The following is a 26,498-nucleotide window of genomic DNA, read 5'->3' as shown; positions in this document are numbered from 1 at the left end:
TGGGGTCTTAAAGATTATTTTTTGGCTGGGAAGAACTGGCTGATGATAACAATGATGGCAACTAAGAGATAAGCCGCGAAGATGCCAATTAACCATTGTGGCATATCCAGCCCTAAGAATGCCCACTGCCTAACAGCACAGTCACCTGTCGCTTCAAACACTGCAGGTACCCATTCTTGTAATGGTAACCAATCAGGGAAATTAACGAAAAAATCACAAGAGGCAAATGGGGAAGGATAAAGCTGTAGCATGGTATGTTCCCATGCAAGATCTAAACCGCGCCAAGCAGAGTAAACCCAAATAAGCATGGCAACCCAGCGTATCACCATGTTTCGCGGTGCCACTGCGCCAATTATGCCAGCAACCATAATCCCAAGTAATGCAACGCGTTCATAGATACACATAACGCATGGTTGTAGCTTCATAACATGCTGAAAATATAAAGCAGCACACTCGAGTATAAAGGCAATAAAGGCCATAAGTAGCCAAGCGCCTCTTCCTTGTGAGCAGTAGTTAAAAAATCTGAACATACTTAGTATCCTAATTGAGTGATGCGCCCATTTTGCCTCTATCAGACCGATAAAAAAAGTAATTAAAGTGAAATAATGCAATTTTAGATAGGGCTTTACCTAATATTACAATTAGCCGTATTGGTGTACGGCTAATTGTTTTAAAGTATGGTTATTGAGCGAATGTTATCAACCCAATACTTTCCATCCAATGCGTGATTGGTACTAGCCAGAACTCTACCCCTAATAGCCCAACAATTGTCATTACGATGGTATATGGCAGCGCCATCCAAACCATACGGCCATAAGATAAGCGGATCAGCGGTGATAACGCGGATGTTAATAAAAACAAGAAGGCAGCTTGGCCATTAGGTGTTGCAACTGAAGGCAAGTTAGTCCCTGTATTAATTGCCACGGCTAAAAACTGGTATTGTTCCGTTGACACCAAACCGTCATTTGCCGCTTTTAAAGCCTCAGTAATATAAACTGTCCCTACGAAAACGTTATCTGATACAGCAGAAAGCAGGCCATTAAAGAGATAAAATAAGGAGAGTTGCGATGATTCAGAGGATTGCAATACAAACTGAATAAATGGGGTGAATAATTGCTGGTCAATAATAACAGCAACAATACTAAAGAAGACAGTTAATAAAGCGGTAAAAGGTAACGCTTCCTCGAAGGCTTTACCCAATGCATGCTCTTCTGTGATGCCACAAAATGCGGTAGCAAGTACGATAACGGATAGACCAATCAGACCAACTTCAGCTAAATGGAAAGCAAGGGCGACTATCAACCAAATACCAATTAATCCTTGAACAACTAACTGTGCAAGATCTCTTTTGGTACGTTTAGCCGTCTGTTTTTTATCGTGCTCAGTTAAAATTTGGCGTACAGAGTCTGGAAGCTCAGCACCGTAGCCAAATAGTTTAAATTTTTCAACGACAAAACAGACGACTAAGCCACAAACAAAAACGGGTATGGTTACAGGAGCCATACGGATATAGAAGGTAATGAAGTCCCAATTGACATGTTTTGCAATGATAAGGTTCTGTGGTTCACCCACCATGGTCATGACACCACCAAGCGCTGTACCAATACCTGCATGCATCATCAAGCTTCGTAAAAAAGCCCTAAACTGCTCGAGGGTTTGTTTTTGCTCTGCATTGTTAATGAAACCATCGTTTTGTAGGTCAGTGTTGCTGGACTGGTTAGAGGCATACTGGTGATAGATAGAATAAAAACCAATTGAAACGCTAATGACCACAGCAATAACGGTTAATGCATCTAAAAATGCAGATAAAAATGCACTCGCTATACAAAAAGCAAGGGAAAGAATTCGTTTAGAACGCACATTTATCAACAGCTTGGTAAAAACAAACAAAAGCAATTGCTTCATGAAATAGATACCCGCTACCATAAAAATCAGTAACAAGATAACTTCAAGGTTATTGCTAATTTCATGTGAAATTTGAGCAGGGGTCGTCATGCCAATGAGAACGGCCTCTATGGCTAAAAGACCGCCGGGCTGCAATGGGTAACATTTAAGTGCCATTGCTAATGTGAATATAAATTCAGCAACTAATAGCCAGCCTGCAACGAAGGGGCTGATAAAGAAAAAGACAATAGGGTTAATTATTAGGAATATAATAATTGCTAATTTGTACCAATCAGGCGAATTTCCCAGAAAATTTTTCAAAAAAGCTGTTTTTAAACTAAAATCCATTATGGTTCGTTATCCTCTTTTATGCGGATGTCGTGTACTGTGTTATACATACTACTCTTATCTCTTACAGATTTTAAGCATATTTGCTAATTGAGAGCGTATGAATTATATGGAAATTATATGATTTGCTTCACCCTTTATTTTTAGTCTAACTATATCAGGTGATGACAATCTGGTATGATTTGCTCAATATCCGTCTAAATGTTTGGAATAATAAAAATATGGTTATTAAAGCTCAAAGTCCGGCCGGTTTCGCGGAAGAGTATATTATTGAGAGCATATGGAACAACCGCTTTCCACCAGGTTCAATTTTACCCGCTGAGCGTGAGCTTTCGGAATTAATTGGTGTGACCAGAACAACCTTACGAGAAGTGTTACAGCGTTTGGCTCGTGACGGTTGGTTAACCATTCAGCATGGTAAACCAACGAAAGTGAATAACTATTGGGAAACGTCAGGTCTAAATATTTTGGAGACACTGGCTAGGCTTGATCACGATAGAGTGCCGCAACTCATTGATAATTTATTGGCAGTACGTACCAATATTGCGGCAATCTTTATTCGCACAGCCTTTCGGAATAACCCAGAGAAATCAATAGAAGTGTTAGCTGGGCGGGAAAAAGTGGAAGATAATTCAGATGCATTCAGTGATTTGGATTATAACATTTTCCGTGGGCTTGCATTTGCATCTGGTAACCCAATTTATGGTCTGATTATTAACGGGTTAAGAGGGCTGTATACCCGTGTTGGCCGCTATTATTTTTCGAACCCTGAAGCGAGGCGCTTAGCGTTGAACTTCTACCAACAATTAAGCCATCTTTGTCGTGAGCAAGCCTATGACCGTATTATGGATTGTGTGCGTACTTATGGAAAAGAAAGCGGAATGATTTGGCATAGTATGCAAAGTAATATGCCTTCAGATTTAGCACAAAGCCGCTAGTTAACTGACATTAATCCCATAAGGCCAGCATGTTGTGTTGTATCAGTATGCTGGTTTTTTATCATTAATCATTGACAGATTTTAGCCAAATAGCCATTGTTCACTTGAATGAAGTGAAAAACCAATCTTTATTTGTTTATTGGTATTTAATACCATCAAACGTCCTCTTCTTAGTTTAATAAAATAAATTGATTTTATTGGGCGCCTCACGTGAATCGATAGAAAATTCTAAATTAAGAAATAACTAAGAATTCATTTTTTTTATCCTATTGAATTTAAGTTAATTTATTTTTTGTTTGAATTTTAAGCTGGAATTTAATATCGACATGTAAAGAAAATGTGACCAAATTTAAATTTTTTAACTGTATTGTTAAAAGTGTTAATTCACCACATTGGCAAATATTTCCTAGAATATTATCCTAAAAGAAATGGTGCAGACTTTTATTTTGTGGGGAAGCGATGAAAATTCTAGTGTTAGGCGCAGGCGTTATCGGTGTGACAACCGCGTGGTATTTAGCACAAGAAGGGCACGAAGTGCTGGTGGTGGATAGGCAACATGATGTGGCAGAAGAAACAAGTGCCGCCAATGCAGGGCAAGTATCCCCTGGATATGCGACCCCATGGGGTGCACCTGGGATCCCTCTTAAAGCGGTGAAATGGATGTTTGAAAAACACGCCCCCTTGGCGATACGTCCAGATGGCACGTTATTTCAGCTGCGCTGGATGTGGCAGATGTTAAAGAATTGCGATATTCAACATTATGCAATGAATAAAAGCCGTATGGTGCGCATTGCAGAATACAGCCGTGATTGTATTCGTCAATTAAGAGCGGATACAGGTATTGAATATGAAGCCCGCCAAGGTGGTACTTTACAGATTTTCCGTACTGCTGAGCAGTTTGATAATGCAGCCAATGACATTGCGGTCTTACAGCAAGAAGGTGTTCCATACGAATTACTGACATCAAATGAACTAGTTAAAGCCGAACCTGCGTTAGAATTTGTTAAGCATAAGCTTACCGGTGGGCTGCGGTTACCGAATGATGAAACGGGGGATTGCCAGCAATTTACTAAAAAATTAGCCAAAATGGCACAAAACTCAGGCGTTAAATTCAAATTTGGTGGCCATGTTGAGCAGATTTTAACTGAAGGCAATAAGGTGAGTGGCGTCAAAATTGATGGTGAAATTTTGCAAGCGGACCGCTATGTTGTTGCAATGGGCTCTTACTCTACTTCAATACTACAAAGTTTGGTTCAAATCCCAGTCTATCCACTGAAAGGCTATTCATTAACCATGCCGATTATTGATGAGCAGCGTTCGCCAACCTCCACCATTTTGGATGAGACATACAAAATTGCAGTAACGCGGTTTGATGAGCGTATTCGCGTCGGTGGAATGGCTGAAGTTGTTGGGTTTAATTTGAATATACTGAAAAAACGCTGCGAAACATTGAAAATGGTGGTACAAGATTTGTATCAAGGCGGTGGTGACATCGAACAAGCACAATTTTGGACAGGGTTGCGTCCAATGACACCGGATGGTACTCCGATAGTTGGGCCGACTGCATACAGTAATTTATATTTAAATACAGGGCATGGGACATTGGGTTGGACAATGGCTTGTGGTGCAGGGAAACTACTGGCAGATATAATTTCAGGGAATACACCAGAGATAGCGTCTGATGATTTATCGGTATTTAGATATCTTGATGGTTTTAATACCAAGTTGGTTACGCATGGTGATTTAACGCCGGCACGCTAAGTATTTGATGTTTTGGCATCATTGTAATTTTAGAATTAATTAAATGTATTAAGGAATTTAAATGCCGCGCCCAATAAGTGCTGTTATTCATCTACAAAATTTACAACACAATTTGTCTATCGTACGGCAACATGTTGGAAAATCGAAAATTTGGTCAGTTATGAAAGCAGACGGTTATGGTCACGGTATCAAGCAGATTTGGTCAGCGCTGAAAGAAACTGATGGTTTTGGGGTGTTGGATTTTGACGAAGCAATTTTGTTACGAAAAGAAGGGTGGAAGGGGCCAATTCTATTGCTAGAAGGCTTTTTCCAGCCTCAAGACTTGCAATTGATTGACCAATATAATTTAACGACAAGCGTGCATAGTGAGTGGCAATTATTTGCCATTGAGAATGCTCAATTATCATCACCGATTTCAGTCTATATCAAACTAAATAGCGGAATGAATCGCTTAGGTTTTTCACCGAGCGAATACGAAAGTGTAGTACAACGGTTATTTAAAATGCCGAATATACGCCATTTAACGTTAATGAGTCATTTTGCGAATTCAGATACCAAAACAGGTGTTGTAGAACCGTTCCAACAAATTCAACAATTCGAACACTTATCGTTAGAAACCTGTATTGCAAATTCAGGAGCGACATTGTGGCATAAACAAACCCAATATGATTGGGTTCGTACTGGCATTTTGTTGTATGGCGCTTCCCCAAGTGGAAAATCTGCAGATATATTTGGGTTGGGTTTGAAAGCAGCGATGACATTGCAATCAGAAGTGATTGCTATCCATGAAATCCCAGCTGGGCAATCAATTGGTTATGGTAGCCGGTTTACATCAACTAAACCTATGCGTATTGCAACAGTCGCTTGTGGTTATGCAGATGGATACCCTCGGCATGCTGCAAATGGAACGCCGGTATGGTGCAAAGGAAAGCGCTGTGCACTACTGGGGGCTGTTTCGATGGATATGCTGACTATTGATATTAGTGATTGTGACGATGTTAAACTTGGTGAGCGAGTGGAGTTATGGGGGCAAAATTTACCGGTTGATGAGGTTGCACAAGCAGCGGGGACAATTGGTTATGAGCTACTTTGTGCGCTTGCGAAAAGAGTTCCTATTTCTTATGAAAATAAAGTAGAATAAATATTAACCAATCATACTGAAAATAGTAAAAATTTAGCTTTACGTGTGATTTTGGTTAAGAATGTTTGGATTGCAACTATATTGATATAACATATAGAATGTGATCTATTTCTCATTATTTTTAGGTTAAATATAATATGTCAAAAGCAATTAAATTAACGACACTTGCGATGGCTCTGAGTGTGTTATCTGGGGCCGCATTTGCAGGAACTTGGTCTGTTGGTGGTTCGGTATTAGCGCAGTCAACACCTTATAAAGGAATTAAGAGCCGTGATTATGTCACGCCAGTGCCTATTGTTAATTATGACAGTGAGAATTTCTATTTTCATACATTAGCTGCGGGTTATTATTTATGGAATGATACACAAGACCAGTTATCATTGGATGCTTATTATTACCCACAATTTTTTAAACCTAAAGACAATGATGATAAAGCGATGCGCGAGTTAGACCGCCGCCGTGATACGGTGATGACGGGGCTGACTTATCGTCATAAAGCTGATTGGGGTACACTGAGAACGAATATTTCTGGTGATATTTTAGGTATCAGTAATGGTATTCGTGGTGAGTTTGCCTACCTGTATGGCTTTGAAGGTGACAAATGGTCAATCACTCCAGGTCTGGGTATTAAATGGGATAGTAAGAACCAAAACCGTTATGAATATGGCGTGTCTTCTAAAGAATCACGTAATAGCGGTTTAAAACGCTATAACCCAGGTTCAAGTTGGACACCATACGTTGAGGTGACAGGGAATTACCGCTTTGATGAAAATTGGACGGTATTCGCAATGGGCCGTGTTGACCGCCTGCCAAGTGAAGTGAAAGATAGCCCAATGGTAAATAAAGATGTTTCTGCCATTATGTGGACGGGCGTCACTTACACATTCTAAGTTTGTTATAGAATATTAAATTATTTAGCCCCTGATATCATGATGATTATCAGGGGCTAATTTTATCTATCTAGAAATTTGATGTGCCTAGATCTTATATGCTTAGAATGGATAATTAATCTTGCGGCTTATTATCACGGCTGACCATCACTAATGAAAGGCGAGCAGGGTGCTGCGCATCACTTTTCATTGGGACGTTGATCCTTGCTGTTTCTACACAAACCATCTGTTTGTACCCATTATTTGGCATATCGCCCATACTGCATGATAATTCTGCCCAAGGGTTCCAACAGACAACATCACTATTATGGTAATGGTGAATTTCTATTGTACGAGCCCATCCGTCATCACGTAAGAGGCTGTATTCCTCTGGTTCTGAATAAATACGGTCGGTATGTTTATTAAATTTCAGTGGTTCATTTACATAAGCTTCTTTATCTGCGACTTTATCGAAATAGTGGCCACCTAATCCATATACAGTGGCTTTTTGAATATCGCTGATATTGAAATAACTGTGTAATGCAGCAGTCGTTTCGAAGTCCCCATAACTTTCTAGTTCAAGCTCACATGTTTCACCTAGTTTCATTCGTAGGATCAGGGTGAACTCATGGGGCCATAATTTACGGGTATATTCTGTATCTGTTAATGTGAAGGTTAAAATAACACCATCTTCATGTTCATTATGTGCAGTGAATTGCCAAGGTAGAATTCGTGCAAAACCATGACTAGGACTAGCTACAGGACCAAACCAAGGCCAACAAATAGGAATACCACCGCGGATAGCAACGCCTTCTTTAAAAGCACTCTCTGAACTTAGCCACAAGCAAGGTTTTTGCCCCGCAGGTTGCCAATCAATAAGTTGGGCGCCTTGTAAACTGACGGCCCCACGCACCTTAGGATGCGAGATAACAATGAGTGGAAGCTCACCAAGTTGGCGTTGAGTGATGTAAGCGGAGACTTGTTTGATGACCGGTAATGCAAAAAGTTTATCGTGCATGGTATTAGGCCTGTGTTAATGAAACAGAGTGAATACTCGTCATACATTAAACTGCAGCATTGTTGACGGTGTTCATTCACTTGAATTATTTAGAGTATCTGTCCGGCATACTTAAAGCCGCAGTGAATAGTATTCATTCTAAAATAAGTTGTGTTTATAGCGTATCCAATGAGAGATCAACCATAAGCGATATAGCAGAAAATATGAAGTGTTAATTTGTTATTGGATACGGTACAAAAGAGCCGCCAATTGGCGGCTCAGTTAGACAGATTACACGACAGCTCTTATTTAGAGATGTGAGCGATCAGGTCTAATACTTTGTTAGAGTAACCTGTTTCGTTGTCATACCAAGAAACTAATTTAACAAAGTTGTCGTTCAGTGCGATACCTGCTTTAGCATCAAATACTGAAGTCAGTTTTTCACCGTTGAAGTCAGTTGATACAACGTCATCTTCAGTGTAACCCAGAACGCCTTTCAGCTCGCCTGCTGCTGCTTCTTTGATAGCATCACAGATTTGAGTATAAGTTGCTGGTTTTTCTAAACGAACAGTTAAGTCAACAACAGAAACGTTAGGCGTAGGTACACGGAAAGACATACCAGTCAGTTTGCCATTCAGTTCAGGGATAACTTTACCTACAGCTTTAGCAGCACCGGTTGATGAAGGGATGATGTTTTGAGCAGCACCACGACCACCACGCCAGTCTTTATGAGAAGGACCATCAACTGTTTTTTGAGTTGCAGTTGTTGCGTGAACAGTTGTCATTAAGCCTTCAACGATACCGAATTTGTCGTTGATAACTTTAGCCAGTGGAGCTAAGCAGTTAGTTGTACAAGATGCGTTAGAAACGATTTCTTGACCTGCGTAAGCTTTGTGGTTAACGCCCATAACGAACATAGGAGTATCATCTTTAGAAGGGCCAGTCAGAACAACTTTCTTAGCGCCTGCTTGGATGTGTTTACGTGCAGTTTCATCAGTTAAGAAGATACCTGTTGCTTCAGCAACGACGTCAACACCGACTTCGTTCCATTTCAGGTTTGCAGGATCTTTTTCTGCTGTTACACGGATTTTTTTGCCGTTTACAACTAGGTGACCATCTTTAACTTCAACAGTACCGTTGAAACGACCATGAGTTGAGTCGTATTTCAGCATGTACGCCATATATTCTGCATCGAGCAGGTCGTTGATAGCAACGATTTCGATGTCAGAACGCTCTTGTGCAGCACGGAAAACGATACGGCCAATACGACCAAAACCATTAATACCTACTTTGATAGTCATAGTATTTCCACCAGCTATTTATTCGTGAATTAAGTTGTAGTTAAAGTTACCAAAACCTTGCCAGCCGTCAAGCGGAATCGTGTCAATTATTGAAAAAAATCAATTCTGATACCACCAATTGCTTATTTGTCAGCCACTTCAGCGGCAAATACAGCCGCACGTATTATCGGGATTGTACGGCATAATGAAACCATCTATCAGTGATATATGTGATACGGTTCACAAATCAAAACGGAAAGTAAGATGCATCTTAGTTTAGAATAGTTTTACAGAAAATGTTGTTAATTTTTTGTTGATTGAAATTGATGTATGATAACCATTAAACCGTTTAGTCATTTAAATATTTAGGGATGACATGTCAAATAAAGATAACCAACCTATTGATATCTCAAAGTTAAATGAGATGCAGCGTTATGTTACACAACAAGCCGGTACAGAGCCACCCTTTAGTGGTCAATTATTGCATAACCGTAAAGACGGTGTGTACGAATGCTTATGTTGTGGTACACCTTTATTTATGTCTGAGACCAAATTTGATGCAGGTTGTGGTTGGCCAAGCTTTTATCAACCGGTTAATGAAGAGGCCATCAAATACATTGAGGATTTCTCTCATGGAATGCATCGTATTGAGGTTCGTTGTCAACACTGTAATGCGCACTTAGGGCATGTATTTCCAGACGGTCCTCAGCCTACCGGTCAGCGTTACTGCATTAATTCAGCATCATTAAGCTTTATTGATGATGATAGCGGTGAAAAGACACGTGGATAAAGAGCTGAAGGTTGCTGAAGCTATTCTATGATAATAACAAAAACGATTCAGCTTTTGGCTGAGATCGAGAAAAATAAAATAATGTGCTAATTGTGTATTTGAAGGAGCCTTACCGTGAGCGTTGAAGTTAATCCAGAGCAGCTTGAACAATTGTTGGCAGTGATGACCCCCGAAATTTATGAGCGCCTAGTGACAGCAGTTGAACTCGGTAAATGGCCTGATGGGGTGATGTTAACACCGGAACAGAAAGAACATAGCTTACAAATGGTGCTATTGTGGCAGTCACGGAATAACCATGACCCGGAACATATGACGGTAGGGACTAACGGTGAAATTACGATGAAGAGCAAACAAGAGCTGAAAATGTTGTTTCAAGGTGAAATGTTAGCGACCTTAAAACCACAAAACAATGATGAATAACAGCTGCTTTACAAAAAGTTTGGTTATTCAATATGATGCTAAAGGGTGACAGGGTCACTAAAACAAGTTTTCTCAACTGATATGAGAAAACTTGTCAGCAAAGTATGAGCTAATGAAGGTCAGCTAAAGTGATTAACCTTGCGCCTTGCTTTTGCATTTCAGCTAAGGCTTCTTGGCTATCATTGGCCGCTAGGTTAACACCTCTACACCCATCGGCGAGAACATCCACGGAATAGCCTAGTTTTAACGCATCTAATACAGTAAATTTGACACAATAATCTGTCGCAATTCCCATAATAATTAAATGTGAGATATGCTGTTCTTGTAACCATGCGTGCAAACGAGTTTGGCTAATTTTATCGTTATCGAAAAAGGCACTATAACTATCAACTTGAGGGTTTTCCCCTTTGGTGAAAGTTTCACGAATAAGCGATTGGTTTAAATTCGAGTGTAACTGAGCGCCGTGTTCACCTTGTACGCAATGAATAGGCCACCAAACTTGTGTAATGCCGTTTAATTCACCGACTTCACCAATTTGAGTGTTTGAATTAGCAGCGAAGCTAAGGTGTGTCGCGGGATGCCAATCTTGACTTGCAATGATATCTATCCGTTTTTGTTGGCAAATAGCCATTGCTTTATTCGCAACATCAATAACATGTTCGCTTTCATTTACTGCCAATGTCCCGCCAGTGCAAAAATCGTTTTGTAAATCGACTAACAGTAAAGCTGTTTTCATTATGTCCTCAGTATTTTATCTGTTATTCATCAGCATAGCTCAACTCACCGCGTAAATTATTCTGCATTAATTCACGGATCAACGCAGGGGTATAATTTTGGCTAAGTAAGTAGTGCAACTTACTTAAGGCGGCTTCAAAAGTCATGTCATATCCACTGATCACACCAGCTTCAGCAAGGGCGTGTCCCGTGGCATAGCCTTCCATATTAACACGACCAGAAATGCATTGTGTCAGGTTCACCACAATAATTCCTCGGCTCGTTGCTTCGCGAAGTATACGGAGTAATTCAGGTTGCTGAGGGGCATTACCGACACCGTAAGAGCGTAAGATTAGTGCCTTAACAGGTTGCTGAAGAATATTGCGAACAATCTCAATTGAGAGCCCAGGGTAAAGTGTAACCACACCGATAGGTTGAGGTGTAATTTGGTGGCTTTTAAATTCACCGATACCAATAGGAGCAGGACATGTATTAAATGTGCGAATATTGATGCCAGCTTCCATTAGTGGTGAGCAGTTAGGCGAGCTAAAAGCATCAAAGCCATCAGCATGGGCTTTAACGGTGCGGTTACCGCGATATAATTTATTATTGAAAAATAGGCCGACTTCATTAACGGGGTAGTTTGCCGCTAAATATAATGCATTTAATAGATTCGTCTGCCCATCAGAACGCAATGCTTCTAAAGGTATTTGTGACCCTGTCACTATTACCGGTTTTTTCAAGTTTTCAAACATGAAAGATAACGCAGAAGCAGTAAAAGCCATGGTATCAGTGCCATGTAAGATGACAAACCCATCATAAAGTGGGTAGTTTTCACAAATGTCATCAGCGATAAGCTGCCAATCTTCAGGGGTAATATCAGATGAATCAATCAACGGCTGATGCTCTCGGATCGTAAACTCAGGCATTTCAGGACGGTGAAACTCAGGCATTTGAGCTAATTGAGCTTGTAAGTGACCGGAAACAGGCACATATCCCTGTGGTGAATGGCGCATGCCGATTGTTCCGCCCGTGTAGACAACATAAATTGATTTCTTCTGCATCTGATTACCTAATTTATCCAACTTATCGAAGGAGAGTGATTATCAGGATTTTGACGTATTTGTTAGCGTATTACTATCGTTAACTTACGAATAATTAGATTGATATGAGGTTATTGATGGGGTTATGAGAGAAATCCCCTTCACCGGTTCTGAAGGGGATTTAGCAATCAGTTAATTTCTGCGCAATTTAAGCAAAATGCATAACGGTTTTGCGGGTCATTCATTTTTAAGAAAAATTGAGCTTGCTGGCGGATGTCCGTCGCGACAGCTGGGGGTAAAAATACGTGTAGTACATCGGGCATTACGGCTTGGACGCTAGTTGTTAATTCAAGTAGCAATTGATCCATAAAGGTCAACTCAGGCTTCATCCAATCTAACTTAACATCAGTGAGTTTAGCGAGCTCAGCGGCTTTATCTACCGCATTATCAAAATCACCTAGCTGGTCGACAAGGCCATTTTTAAGTGCATCTTGCCCGATCCACACACGGCCTTGTGCAATTTTATCTATTTCTGCTGGCGTTTTATGGCGAGCTTTAGCAACTAAGCCAATAAATGTTTCATAGCCATTTTCAATAGTGATTTGCATCATGTCAGCAAATTGTGGGCTGATCCCTTTTGTCAAAGAAATATCTGCTAATGGTGATGTTGATACACCATCAGTATATACCCCAATAGAATCTAAGGATTTTTCAAAGGTATTGATCACACCAAATATACCAATTGAGCCAGTCAGTGTGTTTGGACTAGCAATAATATAGTCCGCGGGAGTTGATACCCAATAACCCCCCGATGCTGCCATGCCTCCCATAGAAACCACAACAGGTTTGCCCGCTGCATGGGCAGAAGCCAGTTCACTGCGGATCAAATCAGAAGCACTGACGCTTCCCCCCGGGCTGTTAACCCGTAAGACGATCGCTTTAATATTATCATCAAGGCGAGCATCGCGGATTTGTGCTGCAATAGTATCGCCCCCGGCAATTCCTGCTGTTTGCGGGCCATCCATGATGGCACCTTGAACAACAATCACAGCGATATTGCCGCCTTGATCCGTATTGATATCTGCTATTTTGGCAGAATAATCATAGATACTAATATTATTAAACTGTTTATCTTCTTTATTCCAACCAAAGTGTTTACTGAGTAAATCTTCAACTTGTTCGTTTGTATAAAGTTTATCAACCAACTTTTGTTTTAAAGCATACTGTGCGCTATCGCCTTTGACTGATCGTAATTGTTCTAAAATAGTATCAGCCCCAGGGAAAATTTGTGTACTGGTCGTATTACGGTTTTTGGCGATTTCTGCGAGGTAATTGTTCCAAAGGGCATCTAACCACTGTTTATTGGCTAAACGAGCCTCTGGGGACATATCATCACGCATTAACGGCTCAACTGCAGATTTATAAGTACCGACACGGAAAATATGGCTACTGACTTTGAGTTTTTCTAATAGTGTCTTGTAATACAGACCATTAGTTGCAAAACCATACACCCCAACAGCCCCTTGAGGAGTGAGGTAGATATCATCAGCGTAACTAGCAAGATAGTATTGTGACTGGTTATAACTGTTACCGATGGCGTAAACCTGTTTCCCTGAGCTTTTAAATTCGTTGATTGCTTTACCGATATAAGCTAAAGAGGGTTGATCAGCGCCAACTAAATCATCTAGGCGTAATACCATTCCTGTAATGCGGTCATCATTTGCGGCGGTGCGAATGGTGTCAACGATGTCGAATAGTGAATTCTCTTGCATACGGCTATTTGAAGTACCGAGTAGTTCACGGCTCATACGACCAAATGGGTCTGGAGCAGAAACTTGGTCTACAATAACGCCCTGCAAATCAACATATAAAGCACCAAAATAATTTTTTTCAGGTTGAGTATCTGTTTGGTAAAGGGCAATCGACCCAATAACGACAAAAAATAATACTAAGAAAATGGCGTTGAAAACGAATTCCCTAATAAAGTTGAGTGCTCGCCAGCTAATTCTAAAGATGGTAGCGATGATGTCCCATAGTTGACGCATGTTTTCTCCTATCCTGTATATTTTGCACCACACGGGTGTTGGCTTCTGGTACAAACTATTTTTGGATATCACATAAATATTTCTTTCTACAGCTGGGCTATTTCCGTCTGTAGCACGAATTAACAATAATATGCTCAAAAGCAAATCTGTTACCCGATCATCACTTCGAATGTTTGATATTAAAGTTATATCAATACAATTAGTTGCAATTGCGGGCTATTTTTATGCATAACAAAATTAAGATACGCAAGGTACAATGTTTCAATGATATTTTTCACATATGACAAATGATACAATTCAATGAATTTATAACGTAATTTTACCTAGCGAATCATTGTTATTGTTGTATTAGTGTAAGCGATTTTCCTTTAAGCTTAAACAATAGATAACGTGGGTATAATTATCTAATTGAATGATTATTACATCAGTTTACTCTTAAACGGAGACAATTATGGATGCTCTAACCCTTTTGTTGAACCGCCGTTCAGCTTCTAGACTCACAACACCAGCACCGCAAGGCGAAGAACTTAATAACATACTTGCAGCAGGGATGAGAGCACCTGATCACGGTGCGTTAAAACCGTGGCATTTTGTTGTTATGCAAAATGAGGGGATTAAACGCTTCAGTCAGTTATTAGAAAAAGCGGCAATTGAAGGACAGTTAGGTGCTGAGGTAGAAGAAAAAGCACGCAATGCACCTTTTCGTGCCCCATTAATTATTACTGTGATTGCGAAATTAAAAGACCACCCGAAAGTACCACAATGGGAGCAATTAGTTGCTGCGAGTTGTACTGTGCAGGCGATGCAAATGGCCGCTGTAGCTCAGGGTTTTGGCGGTATATGGCGCTCAGGGGCATGGACAGAAGATGCCGTGGTTCGTGCAGGACTAGGTTGTGGAGATAACGACCGCATTGTTGGATTTCTTTATTTAGGAACACCAGAGCTTAAAGCACCAACAAAAGTACAAGCGCCCGACATGACAGGTTTTGTGTCTCACTTCTAAAGAGAATAATAATGACTGAGAAAATTAGATTAACGCAATATAGTCATGGCGCAGGCTGTGGCTGTAAAATTGCACCGAAAGTATTAGAGCAAATCTTACACACAGAACAAGCAAAATTCTATGATCCACATTTGTTAGTTGGTAATGAGACGAAAGATGATGCCGCTGTTTATGATTTAGGTAATGGAATTGGCATCATCAGCACAACCGACTTTTTCATGCCGATTGTCGACTCCCCGTTTGAATTCGGCCGTATTGCCGCGACGAATGCGATTAGCGATATTTTTGCGATGGGCGGAAAGCCCATCATGGCAATCGCAATTTTAGGCTGGCCAATCGCTAAGCTACCACCTGAAGTGGCTCGAGAAGTGATTGAAGGTGGCCGTGCAGCTTGTGCTGATGCAGGTATTTCATTGGCAGGAGGTCATTCTATTGATGCACCTGAGCCTATTTTTGGGCTGGCGGTTACTGGTGTTGTCAATACGGCATATGTGAAGAAAAATAGTGCTGCAACAGCGGGTTGCGAACTGTTCTTAACTAAACCGCTCGGTATTGGCGTTTTGACAACGGCAGAGAAAAAAGGGGTACTTGCACCTGAACATCAACATTTAGCGGCAGAAACCATGTGCCAAATGAATAAACTAGGGGCGGTTATTGCGCCTTTAGATGGTGTGACGGCGATGACTGACGTGACCGGTTTCGGTTTATTAGGTCATTTAAGTGAGATTTGTGAAGGCTCTAACGTTCGCGCTGAAATTTCCTTTAGTAAAGTTCCTAAATTAGCGGATGTCGAAAAGTATATTGAAGCAGGCTGTGTTCCCGGTGGAACAACTCGTAACTTCGACAGTTATGGTCATCTTATTGGCCCTATGAATGATATGCAGCGCCAGCTACTGTGTGACCCGCAAACCTCTGGTGGCCTACTCATTGCAGTAAAACCTTCCGAAGTCTCTAAAATTAAAGAGATTGCACAGCAGCAAGGTGTTTTGTTACAGTCTATCGGCAAATTATTACCCCATCAGGATAATGTTCCTTTAGTTGAAGTGATAGATTAATTTATGCGTTTGTTTATTGCGGAAAAACCGAGCCTTGCAAGGGCCATTGCAGATGTATTACCCAAACCTCATAAACGAGGTGATGGTTTTATTCAATGTGGTGATGGCCAAACCGTAACATGGTGTATTGGCCACCTTTTAGAGCAGGCTGAGCCGGATGCCTATGAGCCTCGGTACGCACGCTGGAATCTTCAGGATCTGCCAATTATCCCTGATAAGTGGCAGTTGAAGCCCCGTCCCGCAGTAACTAAACAATTAAAAACTATTGAAACATTGCTGAAGCAAGCCTCAATTGTCGTTCATGCAGGAGACCCTGATAGAGAAGGTCAATTGCTGGTGGACGAAGTGCTTGATTTTTTAAAGCTCGACCCTGAAAAACGCAAAGAAGTAAAGCGTTGCCTAATTAATGACCTTAACCCTCAAGCGGTTGAGCGGGCAATTGACCGTTTAAGAGAAAATCGCGAATTTATTCCTCTTTGTGTCTCTGCTTTAGCAAGAGCGCGAGCCGATTGGTTGTATGGCATCAATATGACTCGTGCTTATACGTTATTAGGACAACGGGGTGGGTATCAAGGTGTTCTTTCTGTTGGGCGGGTACAAACGCCAGTTTTGGGGCTAGTCGTTAGGCGCGACGAAGAAATAGAGAACTTTGTTCCTAAAGACTATTTCGAGGTTAAAGCCCATATTGTTACGCCAAAGGATGAGCGTTTTGTGGCGATATGGCAGCCAAGTGACTCCTGTATTGATTACCAAGACGAAGAAGGGCGTTTGTTTCACCGACCGCTTGCAGAACATGTGGTATCGCGTATCGAGGGCAAACCTGCCATAGTGACGCAATATCAAGACAAACGCGAATCTGAAATTGCACCGTTGCCTTTTTCTTTATCGTCTTTGCAAATTGAAGCTGCTAAAAAGTATGCGTTGAGTGCGCAAGAAGTATTGGACATTTGCCAACGTTTATATGAAACGCACAAGTTAATTACGTACCCGCGTTCAGATAGCCGCTATTTGCCTGATGAACATTTTGCAGGGCGGCACAGTGTATTGAATGCAATTGCGGTACATCAACCAGATCTTACTGAATTTGAATTGACAGAGTTGGATAAAAAAAACCGGTGTTGGGACGACAAAAAAGTGGATGCCCACCATGCAATAATTCCAACAGCAAAAACGGCAGCAGCAAAGCTAACTGAGAATGAAAGTAAAATTTACCAACTGATTGCACGTCAATATATTATCCAGTTTATGCCTGATGCAGTTTACCGTAAGTGTACGATTGATCTCGAAATTGAAAAGGGTAAATTTATTGCAAAAGCTCGATTTCTTGCTGAAGTAGGTTGGCGAGTTGTTTTGGGTAATAAAGAGCGCGATGCTGAAAATGATGGTATGCCGCTACCCGTTGTGAATAAAAATGATGAGTTGCTATGTGAAAAAGGGGAAGTGGTTGAACGGCAAACACAGCCCCCGCGTCCTTTTACGGATGCGACGTTGCTATCCGCAATGACAGGGATCGCGCGTTTTGTGCAGGATAAAGCATTAAAAAAAGTATTGCGAGAAACGGATGGGCTTGGCACCGAAGCGACAAGGGCAGGCATCATTGATTTACTATTTAAGCGCCAATTCCTCTATAAGAAAGGGCGTTATATTCATTCCTCGCCTGCGGGAAGGGCTCTAATTCATGTTCTACCTGACATGGCGACTTTACCGGACATGACTGCCCATTGGGAATCAGTGTTAACTCAAATTAGTGAGAAACAATCACGTTATGATGATTTTATGCATCCACTAAGTCAAACTTTGATGCAATTAATTCACCATGCGCGCCAGTTTACAAATTTGAGGGCATTTCGAGAGCTGCCGGCCCCATCAGTAAAAACGGGGAAAAAACCAACAAAAACGGGTAAAAAAACGAAAAAGAAAGAAGACTAGTTGAGTCTGGTAAAACAATAAAAGGCGCTTAGAGCGCCTTTTTGCATTAGAACCCGAGATAAAAATTATTTTGTTAGGTCAAATTCAGACCATACAGGTGCGTGGTCTGACGGTTTTTCCATTCCTCTAATATCATAATCAATACCCGTTGCTATACAGCGCTCTGCTAACTTATTTGATGCAAGCAATAAGTCGATACGTAAGCCTCTATTATCATCAAAACCTTTAGAACGGTAGTCAAACCATGAGTAGCAATCAGCAACATCAGGTTTTTTCGCACGGTATGTATCAACTAAGCCCCAGCCTAATAATTTGGCTAACCATTCACGCTCCTCGGGTAAAAAAGAACATTTTCCGGTTTTTAACCAACGTTTGCGATTTACCTCGCCAATACCGATATCAAGATCTGTTGGGCTGATATTCATGTCACCCATAATGAGCAATTGGGACTCAGCAGTTTGTGTTGATGTAATATAATTTTGTAAATCTTGATAAAATTTTTCTTTTGCTGGAAATTTTGTTGGGTGGTCACGGCTTTCCCCTTGAGGAAAATAACCATTCACAACAGTTAATGGGCCACGCTCCGTTTGGATGTCAGCCATGATAATACGACGCTGTGCGTCATCATCGTCAGTTGGAAAGCCTTTACGGACAGCAAGAGGCTCATTTTTAGTTAAAAGAGCGACACCATAATGCGCTTTTTGGCCGTGATAAAAAACATGATAGCCGAGCTGACTAACTTCTTCATAGGGAAACATATCATCATGGACTTTTGTTTCTTGTAAGCCAATAACCTCAGGTTGATGTTTTTCGATGATTGCAGCGAGTTGGTGAGGGCGAGCTCGAAGGCCATTGATATTGAACGATATGAATTTCATGGTTTTTTATCACCTAGTTTTATGATTATTATGCTTATTCTACCAGATGGTAGCTGTACTGTAACCCCGCGTAGCATGTTTCAATGATTAGGTTGTTTTATAGTTAGTAATGGCTATGATAAAAACGGTCATGGCATAACTCACTCTTAGAACAATATCAAAATTCAGCGCTCAATATAAATATAATAATAATTTTAGTTAATCAAAAAATATTATTGTTAATTAAATTTATTATGAATGCTAGGGTATAATTTAATATTGAAATTAAATTAATAATTTCAATATTAACTAGTTTTAATTTCATTTAAAGTCAATTGGTTATTTATATTTTAATGTGATTTAATAGTGGAGGCATAAAAAATAATCAATCTAAACAGTATAATATATTGCTTTGTAATGATGGAAATTATAAAAATACTTTTATGAAATATTGTTAATCATTCAATAAAAAATCAAGTTTGATTTTTCATTTTATGAGTTAATTTCTGGGGTGATCAATATAATTATTAATGAGAAAACTAAGTATGTTGATTAACATTTTAATAAACGGAATGGGGTCATAGATATGTTCTTTTCAAGAAAATTAGAGGCGTTTATGGCGGTTGTTGAGAATGGCTCGTTAAGTAAGGCTGCAAGAGTGATGAACCGTACGACACCTCCCATCGCAAAGTCAATCAAAGACTTTGAGACAAGCCTAGGTAAACGGCTTTTTAAACGAGAAAAATTTGGAATGACATTAACTAAGGATGGCCAAGAACTTTATAACGATCTAAGAGATCTTTATTTACAGGAGAAGGAAATAACAAAAAAACATTTTTCAGGTTATATAATCAATGAGGCTAATATTTATTATGACTGGGGGAAGGAAAATCATTTAATTAATTTATATCAATCAGCACATCAAAATAATGTACAAGTAAATATATTAAGGTTTAATTATGACGAAGTAGATGAAATTGTCGATTATGATGGGAATACTCTTATACTTAGTTCAGAACAGGTAGTTAGTGAGCGATTTTCATTACAAAAAATAATAGAAAACTCACCATTAGGTATTTATTGCAGAAAAGAACTGTATGAAAAATTTCATTATGACCTGGTTACATTATTACAAAAAAGTACATGGCTATGTGATCCTGCATTTTATAAAAGTTCATTGATGAGTGATTTATTGGCAAAAATTGAAACGGTTGATAATAAAACAAGTGTAAGACAAATGGATAATATCGGCTGTTGCCAAAGTTTCATTCAAGAGGGTGATTTTATTGGCATTATAGACCATTATCCAGAAGAAGAGTTGATTGATAAGTCATTGATTTATATATCATTGAACAAAATCCTGGGGAAAAGTGTGTGTTATATCTATAAATCAAAATCACACTCAAGTGTGTTAAATCGTTTTATGGGGGTTGTTGACAAACTAGGAGGTGAAATCAATTAGATGGTGGTGGGAGAAGGATTCGAACCTTCGAAGTCTGTGACGGCAGATTTACAGTCTGCTCCCTTTGGCCGCTTGGGTATCCCACCAGATTTTGAATTGCTGTAATCGTTGACAGCGGGCGGCATCATATCAAATGACGCGCCGCTGTAAAGCATTAATTTTCAATAAAATGGTTGTTTGCTGTTTTTTTATTCTTAATGCGTGTTAAATCAACAAAGTGTTGTTAAATAAGCCACTACGTTGGCTTATAAAATAATGGTGCGATTACCATAGACAAATACACGTTGAGCTAAAACCCAATAGAGTGCATGGCTGAGGACATTTTTTTCGACATCACGCCCTGCACGCATCATATCATCCGCTGTGAATGTATGGTCTATATTAATTACATTCTGCGTAATGATTGGTCCTTCATCGAGGTTGTCATTGACAAAGTGCGCGGTCGCTCCAATAATTTTTACGCCACGCTCATAAGCTTGGTGGTAAGGGCGGGCACCAATAAACGCGGGTAAAAATGAGTGATGAATATTGATAATTTGGTTTGGATAATGCTGCACAAATGCAGGCGTTAATACGCGCATATATTTAGCTAACACAACATAGTCAGGCTGATATTGGTCAATCTGCGCTGTCATTTTTTCATCATGTTGTTCGCGAGTTAGGCCTTCATGGCTAATATGGTGGAATGGGATATCAAATTGTTCGACTAAGTTTTTTAGGGTGTCGTGGTTTCCAATAACCGCTGCAATTTCAACATCCAAACCATCATAAGCACTTTTCATGAGTAGATCGCCCAGACAATGAGCTTCTTTTGTCACCATAACGACAATACGACGTCGACCTGCTGTATTTAATTCGCGTTGAGATCCAACCGGTAATGCATCATCAAGGTCAGCTAATAATGTCTCATCGTTGAAAATACCCTCTAGCTCAGTTCTCATGAAGAAACGGCCGGTGTGGTGATCAACAAACTCATTATTTTGTACGATATTGAGTTGGTGCTTATAGCAAATATTGGTGATTTTCGCGATTAATCCTTTCGCGTCAGGGCAAATTGTCCTGAGAATTTTCTTCTGTACAATTTTGTGTTGCATGAAACAGCCTAATCCTTAACTAACAAAGCGATATAAAAAAGAAAATGACGGATTGAGTATTGCATGTGTCTTATTAGACAGATATCAAATAAAGGGTGATTAGTTTGGATGCCCACACTTTTTATATTTTTGACCAGAGCCACAAGGACACAAATCATTACGACCAACTTTGGGAGTAATGCCGTCTATATAAAACCAACACGAATCCATCTTAATAAAACGCGAACGTTCATGAATAAGCTGCTTATGATCAGCTTTTTCATCAATAAAGCAAGCCGAAAATTCGACATAAGCTTCATTAGGATTTTTGGCATAAGAAGAACTAATAACACGAAGGCCAAGCCACTGTGTCTTCGAGAAACTATTTACAATTTCTTGATACCACTCTTGGGCATGGCAATCAGGGTGCCAGGTTTTAATCAGATAATCGGCATTTTGCTGTACATAAGCGCTATATCTTGAGCGCATAAGCTGCTCTGGCGTCTGTGGGATCGATTTTTCTTGCAAAAAAGGGGCACAACATTGTTCAAATTGTGCTTCGTTACCACAGTAACACTTATCTTCTGCTTGAGATTTCATAACACTCCCTATAAAAATAAGTATAAGATTGAAAAATCACTATACTTAAATGATGGTGAATAAATGATTTTATCGTATGAATAATTGTATTGTTAATTAAACCAGGCTTTTGCAGTAGGTATCTTATGAAAAATAGAAAAGTACTCATAATAGAAGACGAAATCACCTTCTGTACAATTTTAAAAAACTACCTAGAAACACTGGGTATTGAGATCTATACCGCAGATAATGGTCAATTAGCAATAGAGATGTTAACAATAGACCGTATCAACCCTGATATCATTCTATGTGACTTAAGTATGCCGGTCATGAATGGTGAAGCATTTATGAGAGAGCTCGTTTCTCGCAATATCGATATTCCAGTCATTGTGATCACAGCAACAACAGATTTTACTCAGTTAGATAGAATGTTTCGTTTAGGGGCTAAGGATGCTTTATTAAAGCCAATAAAAAATTTAGATGAAGTTAAAGTGACACTCCTTTCAGCACTGTACCCTGAGCAAAGTAACCTAACAGAGTTGATTGACGAGGAAATTCATCAAATTTCTACATTAATGCAAGATCATACCCAAGATATGTTAGCGGTATTGAAACAGTTACAACCGCCAGTACACCAAATTATAAATAATTATCGAATTAACTATCGTCAACTTAATGAGGCTAGCCGATTTGGGTTATTATTAGACCTAGCGCCTATTTCAGATAGCCAAATAGGGTTCTACTGCATTGACACTGAACGTTCTCCCCAAGAAGGTATTATGGCGGCTTTTTTGATTCGAGTTGTGTTTAATGACCTTTTAAAAAGTGCGGTAAGCTACCCAGAAAAAAAACTACCGAATATTGACAGGATCATTAATCAAATAAATTATTTACTGGAGGATTCGGGGTTTAGTGGGCAATTTCCTCTATTATTAGGGTATTTTAATACACAGAATAAATCGATTATTATGGCGAGTGCGGGCTTAGAAGCGGAAATAACGACAGAAAATACACATGTTAAGTTACCTAGAAGCCTTCCTTTAGGCACGCTAAAATTTTATCAATCTAATCACTTAGAGGTAAAAGGAAATGCTTGGCAGTGTTTAATTCGTAATAATAGTCAGAAAATAAAACTTATGTTTAATCCCGAAACATAATTAATGCCTAAAATGCATACTCCTGTAATCTAAATACCCCTATTCGGACTCGTCGCTATTTATTCATGAATATTTCCTGATATACTTCTGCGCACTTAAAATGCCTCTTGGTACTTTAGTGAAATTAGAGAGGCTAAGATGATATCTGGAGTGATAAAAATGACACAGCGCAAGGTGCGTAAAGCGGTAATCCCTGTTGCAGGTTTAGGAACTCGTATGCTTCCTGCAACAAAAGCTATTCCAAAAGAAATGTTGCCAATAGTCGATAAGCCTCTGATTCAATATGTTGTTAACGAATGTATTGCGGCTGGGATCAATGAAATTGTTTTAGTGACCCATTCATCGAAAAATTCCATTGAAAACCACTTTGACACAAGCTTTGAATTAGAAGCTATTTTGGAAGCGCGTGTTAAACGCCAGCTATTGGATGAGGTTCAATCTATTTGTCCAAGCCACGTAACGATTATGCAAACACGCCAAGGAATAGCGAAAGGGCTAGGGCATGCTATTTTGTGTGCTAAGCCGTTAGTCGGTGAAGAACCTTTTGCGGTTATTTTACCCGATGTCATTTTAGACCGTTACAGTACAGACTTAACCAAATTTAATTTGCGTGAAATGCTAGAGCAATATGAGTCTACAGGAGCAAGTCAGATTTTAGTTGAGCCAGTACCAGAAGAAGATGTCTCTAGCTATGGTATTGTGGATTGTAATGGTGAAATGTTAGCGCCAGGGGATAGTAAAAGAATTATCCGTATGGTTGAAAAACCAAAACGTGAAGAGGCTCCATCTAATTTATCTATTGTTGGTCGTTATGTTTTATCTGAAAAGATTTGGGATGCATTAGCCAAAACAGCACCAGGTGCTGGAGATGAAATACAATTAACTGATGCCATTGCATTAATGATGGAAAATAATGAACCAGTAGAAGCCTACCACTTATGTGGTAAAAGTCATGACTGCGGAAATAAGCTAGGTTATATGAAAGCGTTTGTTGAATATGGAATGCAACATGATGCGCTGGGAGATGATTTTACCCAGTGGTTGAAAGAATTATCAGTATCATTGAATTCAGCAAAATAAAATTCCACAATGAATTTTTATTAAAGGCTAACTTAATTTGTTAGCTTTTTTATGCGTGAAAAAATAATTACTAACAATAGATATCAAATATTAAGGGGTATCGCTCTGATTTCGGCTGTTTTAGCCTGTACATCCTATAAGAGTATAGGGTGTAAAAATTAACAAACAACCTCATTACATAAATAAAATCACTGAACAATATTTAAATTTATCTAATTAAGCTTACATATCTTTACTACATATTTTTATTTATCATGATTATTTGTCGATAGCGTAATACGCCGCAAAAGCTTAAACAGGGCAGTTAATTGAAGCAGAGGGCAGTAGTTATGAGGCTTTCGTGCTGAAGGGGAGAGTTATAATAGCTAAGCACCTTTTCTTATTACAGGTTAATATAAAATAATATATAAAGCTTTAAAATAAAAACACCCTTATAAAAGGGTGTTTAGAATACATGTTGAGGCGATTAGATTAAGAAATCATCTAAAGATTTGCCTTGTTCTTCAATGGCAACTTTGATTACAGCTGGAGTACGGCCTTGGCCTGTCCAAGTTTTAGTTTCGCCATTTTCATCAACATATTTGTATTTAGCTGGACGTGCAGCACGTTTAGCACGGGTGCTAGTGCTTTTACCTGAGTCCATTGTTTGCAGAAGGTCATTTAAATCGACGCCTTGCTCAAGGATCATTTCACGAACTTTTTCCAATTTACGGTTACGTTCTTCTAATTCCGCGCGAGCTTGGCTCTCTTCATCACGACGTTCTTCAACAACGACGGTTAATTTTTCCAGCATTTCTTCTAAAGATTCTAAAGTTACTTCGCGAGCTTGAGCACGAAGAGTACGGATGTTATTTAACGCTTTTAATGATTCGCTCATTTTCCTGGTCTCAAATTATTAGTTGGCATGTGTACAGTAATAATAGAATGCTATTTTAAATTCTGCAATAGCTAAATTACTTCCTTAGTTTAAAAGTAATCTTTAGCGATTGCAATTTTTTTACAAAAGAAAAATAAACTTTTCGTAGATATATATATAGCTATTATCAATAACTGAACTAAACGAAAAATAGGAATAAGCTAAAATCGTAGTGATTAAATTATTCGAAAAAGAAGAGGAGAGTCTCATTTTACTTTTACGCAGAATGAATTGAAGGGATGGATTCCTTAAATTTTCTTTTTTTGATGATGATTTTTAGCGGAATGTGCTTTAATTGAAACTGTTTATAGTTAATATCAAATTGGTTTTTATTGCATACAAGCTAAGCAATATTTGCAATAAGGAACGAGTATAGTCGAAAAAAAAGTTAAATTTTCAATAAGTAAAGGACATACAGACCATTATTGTTAATCATAAAGTCTGTTTTATGGTAAAATTATTACGTATATTAATTTTGAGGGAACAGCCAAATGGCTCAGCTTTACTTTTATTATTCAGCTATGAATGCGGGAAAATCAACGTCATTATTGCAATCATCGTATAACTATAATGAAAGGGGGATGCGTACGGTTATTTTTACTGCAGAGATAGATAACCGTTTTGAACAAGGAAAAGTCTCATCGCGCATCGGTTTATCAGCAGAGGCGTTACTCTACTCAGCGACAACAAATATGGCCGAGCTGATTAAAAAAGAAAATAGCACACAAAAAGTGCATTGTGTTCTTATTGATGAGTGTCAGTTCCTAACAAAAAAACAAGTCGAAGAATTATGTGACATAGTCGATAACGAGGATATTCCAGTTTTATGTTATGGGTTGCGTACTGATTTTGCGGGGCAATTATTTGAAGGTAGCCAATATTTGCTTGCTTGGGCTGATAAATTAGTCGAGCTAAAAACAGTCTGCTATTGTGGCCGTAAGGCAAGTAAGGTTTTACGTATAGGAAGTGATGGGATACCTGTATATAAAGGCTTACAAGTCGATATAGGCGGCAATGAAAAGTATATTTCTGTTTGTCGTAAACACTATTCAGAAGCAATAAAACAAGCTCAATTGATGAATGAGGGTGTTATACCTAAACAGGCACTCCACTTTAGATGAATGGAAATCGTTTGGTGTAGGAAATAAAATAGCTCT

At 39.3% G+C, this 26,498-nt stretch carries 24 protein-coding genes and 1 tRNA gene; 13 read left to right on the top strand and 12 right to left on the bottom strand.

Annotation, left to right across the window (positions count from 1 at the left end):
• Positions 1 to 14 precede the first annotated feature (14 nt).
• Positions 15 to 530, bottom strand: coding sequence for a disulfide bond formation protein DsbB (gene dsbB, locus PR809_RS08070; RefSeq protein WP_102138669.1), 516 nt, complete (start codon positions 528 to 530; stop codon positions 15 to 17).
• Positions 531 to 681: 151 nt separating this feature from the next.
• On the bottom strand, positions 682 to 2,232 hold the full coding sequence (gene nhaB, locus PR809_RS08065) for a sodium/proton antiporter NhaB (RefSeq protein ID WP_166264869.1): 1,551 nt from the start codon (positions 2,230 to 2,232) through the stop codon (positions 682 to 684).
• Between the two features lie 221 nt (positions 2,233 to 2,453).
• On the opposite strand from nhaB, the gene fadR reads away from it, so the two are divergent.
• The 4 genes from fadR to PR809_RS08045 all read left to right on the top strand — a co-directional run bounded on the left by fadR (position 2,454) and on the right by PR809_RS08045 (position 6,962).
• Complete coding sequence (gene fadR, locus PR809_RS08060) at positions 2,454 to 3,170, top strand: fatty acid metabolism transcriptional regulator FadR (RefSeq protein ID WP_102138732.1); 717 nt, start codon at positions 2,454 to 2,456, stop codon at positions 3,168 to 3,170.
• Positions 3,171 to 3,629: 459 nt separating this feature from the next.
• The gene (locus PR809_RS08055; protein ID WP_102138667.1) at positions 3,630 to 4,931 is read left to right on the top strand and encodes a D-amino acid dehydrogenase; all 1,302 of its coding nucleotides are present in this window, start codon (positions 3,630 to 3,632) and stop codon (positions 4,929 to 4,931) included.
• 61 nt (positions 4,932 to 4,992) lie between these two features.
• A complete protein-coding gene (gene alr, locus PR809_RS08050; protein ID WP_206276137.1) occupies positions 4,993 to 6,072 on the top strand; it encodes an alanine racemase in 1,080 nt (359 codons plus the stop codon).
• Positions 6,073 to 6,209: 137 nt separating this feature from the next.
• Entirely contained in the window at positions 6,210 to 6,962 is a 753-nt protein-coding gene (locus PR809_RS08045; RefSeq protein ID WP_102138665.1) for a MipA/OmpV family protein, read from the top strand.
• A gap of 115 nt (positions 6,963 to 7,077) precedes the next feature.
• Here PR809_RS08045 and PR809_RS08040 read toward each other — a convergent pair whose 3' ends face one another.
• Both PR809_RS08040 and gapA read right to left on the bottom strand, forming a co-directional pair.
• Positions 7,078 to 7,959, bottom strand: coding sequence for a D-hexose-6-phosphate mutarotase (locus PR809_RS08040; RefSeq protein ID WP_102138664.1), 882 nt, complete (start codon positions 7,957 to 7,959; stop codon positions 7,078 to 7,080).
• A 284-nt stretch (positions 7,960 to 8,243) separates the two neighbouring features.
• Positions 8,244 to 9,239, bottom strand: coding sequence for a glyceraldehyde-3-phosphate dehydrogenase (gene gapA / locus PR809_RS08035; protein ID WP_004911198.1), 996 nt, complete (start codon positions 9,237 to 9,239; stop codon positions 8,244 to 8,246).
• 355 nt (positions 9,240 to 9,594) lie between these two features.
• Here gapA and msrB point away from each other — a divergent pair, with 355 nt between their 5' ends.
• Both msrB and PR809_RS08025 read left to right on the top strand, forming a co-directional pair.
• Positions 9,595 to 10,008 (top strand): peptide-methionine (R)-S-oxide reductase MsrB, encoded by a 414-nt coding sequence (gene msrB / locus PR809_RS08030; RefSeq protein WP_102138663.1) that lies wholly within the window; start codon positions 9,595 to 9,597, stop codon positions 10,006 to 10,008.
• A gap of 114 nt (positions 10,009 to 10,122) precedes the next feature.
• Entirely contained in the window at positions 10,123 to 10,428 is a 306-nt protein-coding gene (locus PR809_RS08025; protein ID WP_102138662.1) for a YeaC family protein, read from the top strand.
• A gap of 109 nt (positions 10,429 to 10,537) precedes the next feature.
• On the opposite strand, the gene pncA is transcribed toward PR809_RS08025, so the two are convergent.
• The 3 genes from pncA to sppA form a co-directional block, all read right to left on the bottom strand.
• Positions 10,538 to 11,164: a bifunctional nicotinamidase/pyrazinamidase gene (gene pncA, locus PR809_RS08020; protein ID WP_102138661.1), complete on the bottom strand. Its 627-nt coding sequence runs from the start codon at positions 11,162 to 11,164 to the stop codon at positions 10,538 to 10,540.
• A 22-nt stretch (positions 11,165 to 11,186) separates the two neighbouring features.
• Positions 11,187 to 12,206: an asparaginase gene (ansA, locus tag PR809_RS08015; RefSeq protein ID WP_102138660.1), complete on the bottom strand. Its 1,020-nt coding sequence runs from the start codon at positions 12,204 to 12,206 to the stop codon at positions 11,187 to 11,189.
• A 167-nt stretch (positions 12,207 to 12,373) separates the two neighbouring features.
• A complete protein-coding gene (sppA, locus tag PR809_RS08010; protein WP_102138659.1) occupies positions 12,374 to 14,230 on the bottom strand; it encodes a signal peptide peptidase SppA in 1,857 nt (618 codons plus the stop codon).
• 451 nt (positions 14,231 to 14,681) lie between these two features.
• Here sppA and PR809_RS08005 point away from each other — a divergent pair, with 451 nt between their 5' ends.
• From PR809_RS08005 to PR809_RS07995, 3 genes are read left to right on the top strand one after another with little or no spacing between them, the layout of a single operon-like run.
• Entirely contained in the window at positions 14,682 to 15,233 is a 552-nt protein-coding gene (locus tag PR809_RS08005) for an NAD(P)H nitroreductase (RefSeq protein ID WP_166264875.1), read from the top strand.
• A gap of 11 nt (positions 15,234 to 15,244) precedes the next feature.
• Complete coding sequence (gene selD / locus PR809_RS08000) at positions 15,245 to 16,288, top strand: selenide, water dikinase SelD (RefSeq protein WP_206276138.1); 1,044 nt, start codon at positions 15,245 to 15,247, stop codon at positions 16,286 to 16,288.
• 3 nt (positions 16,289 to 16,291) lie between these two features.
• A complete protein-coding gene (locus PR809_RS07995) occupies positions 16,292 to 18,217 on the top strand; it encodes a DNA topoisomerase III (protein ID WP_206276139.1) in 1,926 nt (641 codons plus the stop codon).
• Between the two features lie 65 nt (positions 18,218 to 18,282).
• On the opposite strand, the gene xthA is transcribed toward PR809_RS07995, so the two are convergent.
• Entirely contained in the window at positions 18,283 to 19,095 is an 813-nt protein-coding gene (gene xthA, locus PR809_RS07990; RefSeq protein ID WP_206276140.1) for an exodeoxyribonuclease III, read from the bottom strand.
• A 565-nt stretch (positions 19,096 to 19,660) separates the two neighbouring features.
• Between xthA and PR809_RS07985 the strand changes: the two genes are divergently transcribed.
• Complete coding sequence (locus PR809_RS07985) at positions 19,661 to 20,536, top strand: LysR family transcriptional regulator (protein ID WP_166264881.1); 876 nt, start codon at positions 19,661 to 19,663, stop codon at positions 20,534 to 20,536.
• 1 nt (position 20,537) lies between these two features.
• Here PR809_RS07985 and PR809_RS07980 read toward each other — a convergent pair.
• From PR809_RS07980 to PR809_RS07970, 3 genes are all read right to left on the bottom strand, one after another.
• Positions 20,538 to 20,622 (bottom strand) — tRNA-Tyr (locus PR809_RS07980).
• A gap of 159 nt (positions 20,623 to 20,781) precedes the next feature.
• The gene (gene purU / locus PR809_RS07975; RefSeq protein ID WP_102138653.1) at positions 20,782 to 21,630 is read right to left on the bottom strand and encodes a formyltetrahydrofolate deformylase; all 849 of its coding nucleotides are present in this window, start codon (positions 21,628 to 21,630) and stop codon (positions 20,782 to 20,784) included.
• A 99-nt stretch (positions 21,631 to 21,729) separates the two neighbouring features.
• The gene (locus PR809_RS07970; protein WP_102138652.1) at positions 21,730 to 22,209 is read right to left on the bottom strand and encodes a YchJ family protein; all 480 of its coding nucleotides are present in this window, start codon (positions 22,207 to 22,209) and stop codon (positions 21,730 to 21,732) included.
• Between the two features lie 125 nt (positions 22,210 to 22,334).
• Between PR809_RS07970 and rssB the strand changes: the two genes are divergently transcribed.
• Entirely contained in the window at positions 22,335 to 23,345 is a 1,011-nt protein-coding gene (gene rssB, locus PR809_RS07965) for a two-component system response regulator RssB (RefSeq protein WP_102138651.1), read from the top strand.
• Positions 23,346 to 23,504: 159 nt separating this feature from the next.
• Entirely contained in the window at positions 23,505 to 24,425 is a 921-nt protein-coding gene (gene galU / locus PR809_RS07960) for a UTP--glucose-1-phosphate uridylyltransferase GalU (RefSeq protein ID WP_102138650.1), read from the top strand.
• Positions 24,426 to 24,891: 466 nt separating this feature from the next.
• Here the strand turns inward: galU and hns are convergent, their stop codons facing one another.
• Positions 24,892 to 25,302: a histone-like nucleoid-structuring protein H-NS gene (gene hns / locus PR809_RS07955; protein ID WP_004254106.1), complete on the bottom strand. Its 411-nt coding sequence runs from the start codon at positions 25,300 to 25,302 to the stop codon at positions 24,892 to 24,894.
• Positions 25,303 to 25,832: 530 nt separating this feature from the next.
• Between hns and PR809_RS07950 the strand changes: the two genes are divergently transcribed.
• Positions 25,833 to 26,462, top strand: coding sequence for a thymidine kinase (locus tag PR809_RS07950; protein ID WP_102138649.1), 630 nt, complete (start codon positions 25,833 to 25,835; stop codon positions 26,460 to 26,462).
• The last annotated feature ends 36 nt before the right edge of the window (positions 26,463 to 26,498 follow it).

The sequence above is a fragment of the Providencia sp. PROV201 genome, assembly GCF_028479545.1.
GTDB lineage: Bacteria > Pseudomonadota > Gammaproteobacteria > Enterobacterales > Enterobacteriaceae > Providencia > Providencia huaxiensis.
The sequence above is the reverse complement of the archived record's forward strand: the minus strand, read 5'-3'. Positions and strand labels throughout refer to the sequence as shown.

Coding starts and splice junctions, on each gene's coding strand:
- dsbB (WP_102138669.1), bottom strand. CDS start 530: ATGTTCAGATTTTTTAACTACTGCTCACAAGGAAGAGGCGCTTGGCTA.
- nhaB (WP_166264869.1), bottom strand. CDS start 2,232: ATGGATTTTAGTTTAAAAACAGCTTTTTTGAAAAATTTTCTGGGAAAT.
- fadR (WP_102138732.1), top strand. CDS start 2,454: ATGGTTATTAAAGCTCAAAGTCCGGCCGGTTTCGCGGAAGAGTATATT.
- PR809_RS08055 (WP_102138667.1), top strand. CDS start 3,630: ATGAAAATTCTAGTGTTAGGCGCAGGCGTTATCGGTGTGACAACCGCG.
- alr (WP_206276137.1), top strand. CDS start 4,993: ATGCCGCGCCCAATAAGTGCTGTTATTCATCTACAAAATTTACAACAC.
- PR809_RS08045 (WP_102138665.1), top strand. CDS start 6,210: ATGTCAAAAGCAATTAAATTAACGACACTTGCGATGGCTCTGAGTGTG.
- PR809_RS08040 (WP_102138664.1), bottom strand. CDS start 7,959: ATGCACGATAAACTTTTTGCATTACCGGTCATCAAACAAGTCTCCGCT.
- gapA (WP_004911198.1), bottom strand. CDS start 9,239: ATGACTATCAAAGTAGGTATTAATGGTTTTGGTCGTATTGGCCGTATC.
- msrB (WP_102138663.1), top strand. CDS start 9,595: ATGTCAAATAAAGATAACCAACCTATTGATATCTCAAAGTTAAATGAG.
- pncA (WP_102138661.1), bottom strand. CDS start 11,164: ATGAAAACAGCTTTACTGTTAGTCGATTTACAAAACGATTTTTGCACT.
- ansA (WP_102138660.1), bottom strand. CDS start 12,206: ATGCAGAAGAAATCAATTTATGTTGTCTACACGGGCGGAACAATCGGC.
- sppA (WP_102138659.1), bottom strand. CDS start 14,230: ATGCGTCAACTATGGGACATCATCGCTACCATCTTTAGAATTAGCTGG.
- PR809_RS08005 (WP_166264875.1), top strand. CDS start 14,682: ATGGATGCTCTAACCCTTTTGTTGAACCGCCGTTCAGCTTCTAGACTC.
- selD (WP_206276138.1), top strand. CDS start 15,245: ATGACTGAGAAAATTAGATTAACGCAATATAGTCATGGCGCAGGCTGT.
- PR809_RS07995 (WP_206276139.1), top strand. CDS start 16,292: ATGCGTTTGTTTATTGCGGAAAAACCGAGCCTTGCAAGGGCCATTGCA.
- xthA (WP_206276140.1), bottom strand. CDS start 19,095: ATGAAATTCATATCGTTCAATATCAATGGCCTTCGAGCTCGCCCTCAC.
- PR809_RS07985 (WP_166264881.1), top strand. CDS start 19,661: ATGTTCTTTTCAAGAAAATTAGAGGCGTTTATGGCGGTTGTTGAGAAT.
- purU (WP_102138653.1), bottom strand. CDS start 21,630: ATGCAACACAAAATTGTACAGAAGAAAATTCTCAGGACAATTTGCCCT.
- PR809_RS07970 (WP_102138652.1), bottom strand. CDS start 22,209: ATGAAATCTCAAGCAGAAGATAAGTGTTACTGTGGTAACGAAGCACAA.
- rssB (WP_102138651.1), top strand. CDS start 22,335: ATGAAAAATAGAAAAGTACTCATAATAGAAGACGAAATCACCTTCTGT.
- galU (WP_102138650.1), top strand. CDS start 23,505: ATGACACAGCGCAAGGTGCGTAAAGCGGTAATCCCTGTTGCAGGTTTA.
- hns (WP_004254106.1), bottom strand. CDS start 25,302: ATGAGCGAATCATTAAAAGCGTTAAATAACATCCGTACTCTTCGTGCT.
- PR809_RS07950 (WP_102138649.1), top strand. CDS start 25,833: ATGGCTCAGCTTTACTTTTATTATTCAGCTATGAATGCGGGAAAATCA.